Annotated in this window: 5 protein-coding genes; all 5 read right to left on the reverse strand. The window is 38.2% G+C overall.

Annotation, left to right across the window (positions count from 1 at the left end):
* Positions 1-122, reverse strand: a 122-nt coding sequence (locus CBG25_RS21520; protein ID WP_366212652.1) for a helix-turn-helix domain-containing protein, incomplete at its 3' end; no start/stop codon positions are given.
* 580 nt (positions 123-702) lie between these two features.
* Complete coding sequence (gene prc / locus CBG25_RS16510) at positions 703-2745, reverse strand: carboxy terminal-processing peptidase (protein WP_290607955.1); 2043 nt, start codon at positions 2743-2745, stop codon at positions 703-705.
* Positions 2746-2764: 19 nt separating this feature from the next.
* Positions 2765-3487 carry an RNA chaperone ProQ gene (proQ, locus tag CBG25_RS16515; protein WP_290607957.1) on the reverse strand — a complete coding sequence of 241 codons (723 nt, stop codon included), beginning with the start codon at positions 3485-3487 and terminating at the stop codon, positions 2765-2767.
* A gap of 95 nt (positions 3488-3582) precedes the next feature.
* Positions 3583-4086 carry a GAF domain-containing protein gene (locus CBG25_RS16520; RefSeq protein WP_290607959.1) on the reverse strand — a complete coding sequence of 168 codons (504 nt, stop codon included), beginning with the start codon at positions 4084-4086 and terminating at the stop codon, positions 3583-3585.
* A gap of 249 nt (positions 4087-4335) precedes the next feature.
* Positions 4336-4707 (reverse strand): transposase (locus CBG25_RS16525; protein WP_290603757.1); only part of this gene is annotated, 372 nt, incomplete at its 5' end.

The following is a 4707-nucleotide window of genomic DNA, read 5'->3' on the forward strand; positions in this document are numbered from 1 at the left end:
TCCCTGCTGACAGTTGAACGAGAAAGCCCCAATTCTCTAGCAATAGTGGCCTGAGTAACACCGTCAATTATTCGTTTTTCGATATAAAAACGCTCATGTAAGTTCAAATGTTTTCCCTTCATACAACAGTATCTCTTATGGGGTCATTACAGTAATTTTATCTATGTATGACCAAGGATTTACTTTGTTGCATTTCGTTTGGGAATTGGCGAAAAAACTTATTTAGCGTTAAACCTATTTTGATGCAAGCCTATAAAGGAAATGCTTTTATTACCACCAATGCCATCATACATGATCTAAAAGCAGGATGTACCTATGGCACGACTTGGTCACCAAACTTACAGGATTTTACTAAAGTCTGCTTTGTAAATTAATTTGTTATTGCCGAATATTGTCGCTGAGTTAAGAATAAATACAAGCTAATTCCATAAAAGAATTTGTCGCTGATAGAGAGTGAGTATGAAATAAATAATATCAAATATAAATAATAAACAGATATTTTAATCGTCATTTAGACAACTACAGTTAGGTCATATCGAAAATGATCTAGTAATCACCTAAATAAGCGAGTTATCTCTTCTGATGAAAAATGTAAAGATAAATAACATTGAGTTAATGTGAAAATTTTTATTAAACATTAACAAACTTTTTATACTAAAAAACCAGCTATTGCTGGTTTTTTAGTATAAAAATGAATTTTAATTATTTTTTAGTCTGATGCACCTCTTGCAAATCTGCCAGATCAACTGCAATTTTCACTGTTTCATCAAGATAGGGATCTGGTAATTCATAATTTTTAGGTAAATCATCTATCGTTTTTAATGGTGCTTTCCCTTGTCGAGCAAAGCGTTCATTAATACGACTTAATTTAATTGTGTCTGCTTCTCGATTTTCCTTTTCACGCTTAACATAATTAAGCGAAATAATATTTTTACTCGCCTTCATAGCGCGATAGCGGGCAATATCTTCCTCAATATATTTAAACTCAGGATTTTTCGCTATGCGTTCCTTGTAATTAGCAATTAAATTAGCAACATATTGGCTAATATTACCGACAACACTATAGCTAGCAGGCATAATGCTATCCCAAGGTAAGGCGTTATCTTCAAAATTTTCACCCGTTTCAGCTAGATCGATACCCGTTGGCATAACGATATCCGGTGTAACACCTTTGCGCTGGGTACTACCTCCATTGATGCGATAAAATTTCTGAATAGTATATTGGACAGAGCCTAAAGCCGGCCAATCTGGACGTAACATATGATCATAGACACGACTTAAAGGATGATATTGCTGAACGGTACCCTTACCAAAAGATGATTCTCCAACAATTAACGCACGACCATAATCCTGCATTGCAGCAGCAAAAATTTCTGACGCTGATGCACTAAAGCGATCAATTAATACCGTAAGTGGGCCTTTATAATAAACGACATCATCATCATCCACATCCTGACAAATTTTACCGTTGTTATCACGCACCTGAACAATTGGACCACTTGGAATAAATAAACCGGATAATGATACTGCTTCGGTTAAAGCACCACCGCCATTGCCACGTAAATCAATGACAAGTGCCGTGACATGACTTTTAGCCATTTTTTGTAACTGTGTTTTAACGTCATTAGTTAATCCAACGTAAAAACCGGGAATATCAAGTACGCCAACTTTTTTCTTGCCAACATTTTTGATCGTGAGTTTTACCGCCCTATCTTCCAGTCGAATATGCTCACGAATTAATGTCACGCTATGGGGCTTGGCGCGTTTCGAATCTGAAATAACTTCAAGACGTACCTTACTACCTTTAGGTCCTTTGATAAGAGCAACAACATCATCTAGTCGCCAGCCAACAACATCTGTCATCGACTTACCCGTTTGGCCTACACCAATAATCTTATCGCCGACCTTTAATAATTTACTTTTTGCTGCCGGACCACCCGCCACCATTGAGTTGATAATAATATAATCTTCATCTTGCCGAAGTACTGCGCCTATACCCTCCAATGACAAACTCATTTCTGAGTTAAACTGTTCGGTATTACGAGGAGAGAGATAGTTAGTATGCGGATCTATTTCTCTAGCAAAAGCATTCATAATCAACTGAAAAACATCTTCACTTTGCGTTTGCGCAAGACGTTTTAATGCAAAATTATAGCGTTTTGTTAATATTGGCTTAATTTCGCTGTCATTTTTACCTGACAACTTCAGATTCAACCAATCAAACTTAACTTTTGCATCCCACAGCTTATTTAGCTCCTCAACGGTTTTAGGCCAAGCTGCTTTACTTCTATCAACTTCAATGACATCGTTATTAGCAAAATCTAGCGGCATATTAAGCCGCGATAAAGCATATTGAAAACGTTCATAGCGCCGCTGTTGAGCTAAATTAAATATTGCATAAAGCTCATTTAGATGACCGGTTTCAAGCTGCTGTCCTACTTTGCTTTTCTCACTAGCAAATTTGTCAATATCAGATTGTAAAAAAACATTATGGCTATAATCCAACAAATTTAAATAACGAGCAAAAATCTTACTAGAAAAGTTTTCATCCAAATTAAATTGGCGATAGTGAGAACGGGTAAAACGTGAAACAACTCTTTCGCTAATAATGGCATGCTGGCGTTCCTGTTGAAGCTGAGGAAGCTTCTGAGTTGTTATTAGTGTTGGAGGCGCTACAGTATCTGCGAATGAAGTTGCCATTGCAGTTATACCAAACACAAAAGCCAGTTTAATATAATTATTCATGCCGTGATTGGCCTCCGTATCAGAACTTTAAATGCTCAGCGCGTACAATCATTGCCAATCCTGTCGGCAATTGTACCCGAACACCATCCTTAGCTATCTCAAGCACTGACGCATCTACGATACTTTGGCCAACCATAACCTTTAATACTTGACCAACTTTTAATGTAGAAATATCGGTTACAGACTGTAATTTGGCTAGATTGGCCATTTTACTATTATGAGTTTTTTTAGCTTGATTTTTAGAGTAAGAATGATGTTTATGTTTTTTATTTATTTCCTTAGTCTTAGTCGTTGAGCGAGAAGACTCACTTTTCTTACTAGAAGTTGCCGATAAGATCTTTTCGTTGTCTACCTTCTGGACTTTCTGTTGAAATTCCCGTTTTCTTACTTTTTGCTCTGTTCGTTGAGCCTGAATACGAGCCTTTGCATCTATTAGCTGCTGACGCGCATACTCCACATGTTCTGATTCCAGATCACCACAATCATTGCCATCCAAATCAACACGTTTAGCACCTTCTTTGACACCATACAGATAACGCCAACTAGAAGTATACATTCGCAAAGCAGATCGCAATTGAGTTTTACTGATACCATCCTCTTCAGTCAGTCTTGCCACAATATCCTGAAAGATTCCAATCTTCAGTGGACGAGCCTCACCTTCAGCAATAAAGCATTGAGGAAAACGCTTAGCCAAAAAAGCAATTATTTCTTTACTACTATTCAACTTAGGTTGATTTTCCATGAAATTTCCTGATTACAACGGTTTTGCCAACCAACGCAGGCATGAACAGGCGATATTATAATAGCGTTGCAGACAATTGCCACGCAAACCAACTGTTAAATTACATTAATTTGTGGATATTTTGGTATAACACACGCTTTCAAGTGGTTACAAAGTATTACAACTAAGGCTTTCAGACCATTTTCATCCTCTTCATCAAAACGATCAAAAATAGGACTATCAATATCTAATACGCCAATTAACTGTCCATTGACTGCTAACGGCAAAACTATCTCTGAACGACTGAGACTATCGCAAGCAATGTGCCCAGTAAAAGAATGGACATTAGCAATACGCTGTACTCTATTTTCCATAAAAGCAGCCCCACAAACACCTTTTCCTTGCGCAATACGTACACATGCGACCTTGCCCTGAAAAGGGCCAAGCACAAGCGTATCATGACTTTTTAGATAAAACCCTAGCCAATTAATATTATCTAATCTTTCAAACAGTAGTGCACTCGTATTTGCAAGCGTGGCAATAAAATCACATTCACCTGCAATTAAGCTAGTTAAATCACATGAAAGATCATGATAAAAGACTTTTTTCCCCCATAACATTCCATTTGTCAAATTCTACATATACTCATCTGGTAGATAAATCACCAATATAGCGATTTTTTATCTCTCTAGGTTAACAATTCGCTATATTAATCGTTATATTTTTTAACTTATTGGGCACCTCGAAAAACTCAAGATTTTCAATTAACCCTTGGCTTTCATTCTAAATAATTAGATTTTTTTTGATTATCACGCTACTGATTCTATCGCACATTGCCCTGGCTAGGGCCATTTGACCCATTCTGGGCGTCAGAAAGCCACGATGCACGCGCTCTGGAAGTACGCCAACCGCTTTAGGTTGTAACATGCTGCCATCATCGTCATGGCAAAATTAGCGCGCACCTGTCCAATGGTGCGGATCAGTTTTCTACCCATTTGTTCCATCGCCGCAAATGCATGTTCAACCCGTGCCCTAGTCTTTGCAATCCTGTGGTTTCGCCCTTGCTGAGTCTTGGACAACGGTTTGTTTCGATGGCCTTTACGCTGAATCTGGCTCCTATAGCCGTTTGCCTTCAGCCAAGCTTCCCGCTCCGCAGAGGGATAGCCTCGGTCGGCGTAGATATTGCGATTGGTGTTGGCCTTGTCAATGACCCTTTCGAAATGCTGACTGTCGTGGGTGCT

Source organism: Arsenophonus sp. ENCA (assembly GCF_002287155.1).
GTDB classification, from domain to species: Bacteria; Pseudomonadota; Gammaproteobacteria; order Enterobacterales; family Enterobacteriaceae; genus Arsenophonus; species Arsenophonus nilaparvatae.

Coding starts and splice junctions, on each gene's coding strand:
- proQ (WP_290607957.1), bottom strand. CDS start 3,487: ATGGAAAATCAACCTAAGTTGAATAGTAGTAAAGAAATAATTGCTTTT.
- prc (WP_290607955.1), bottom strand. CDS start 2,745: ATGAATAATTATATTAAACTGGCTTTTGTGTTTGGTATAACTGCAATG.
- CBG25_RS16520 (WP_290607959.1), bottom strand. CDS start 4,086: ATGTTATGGGGGAAAAAAGTCTTTTATCATGATCTTTCATGTGATTTA.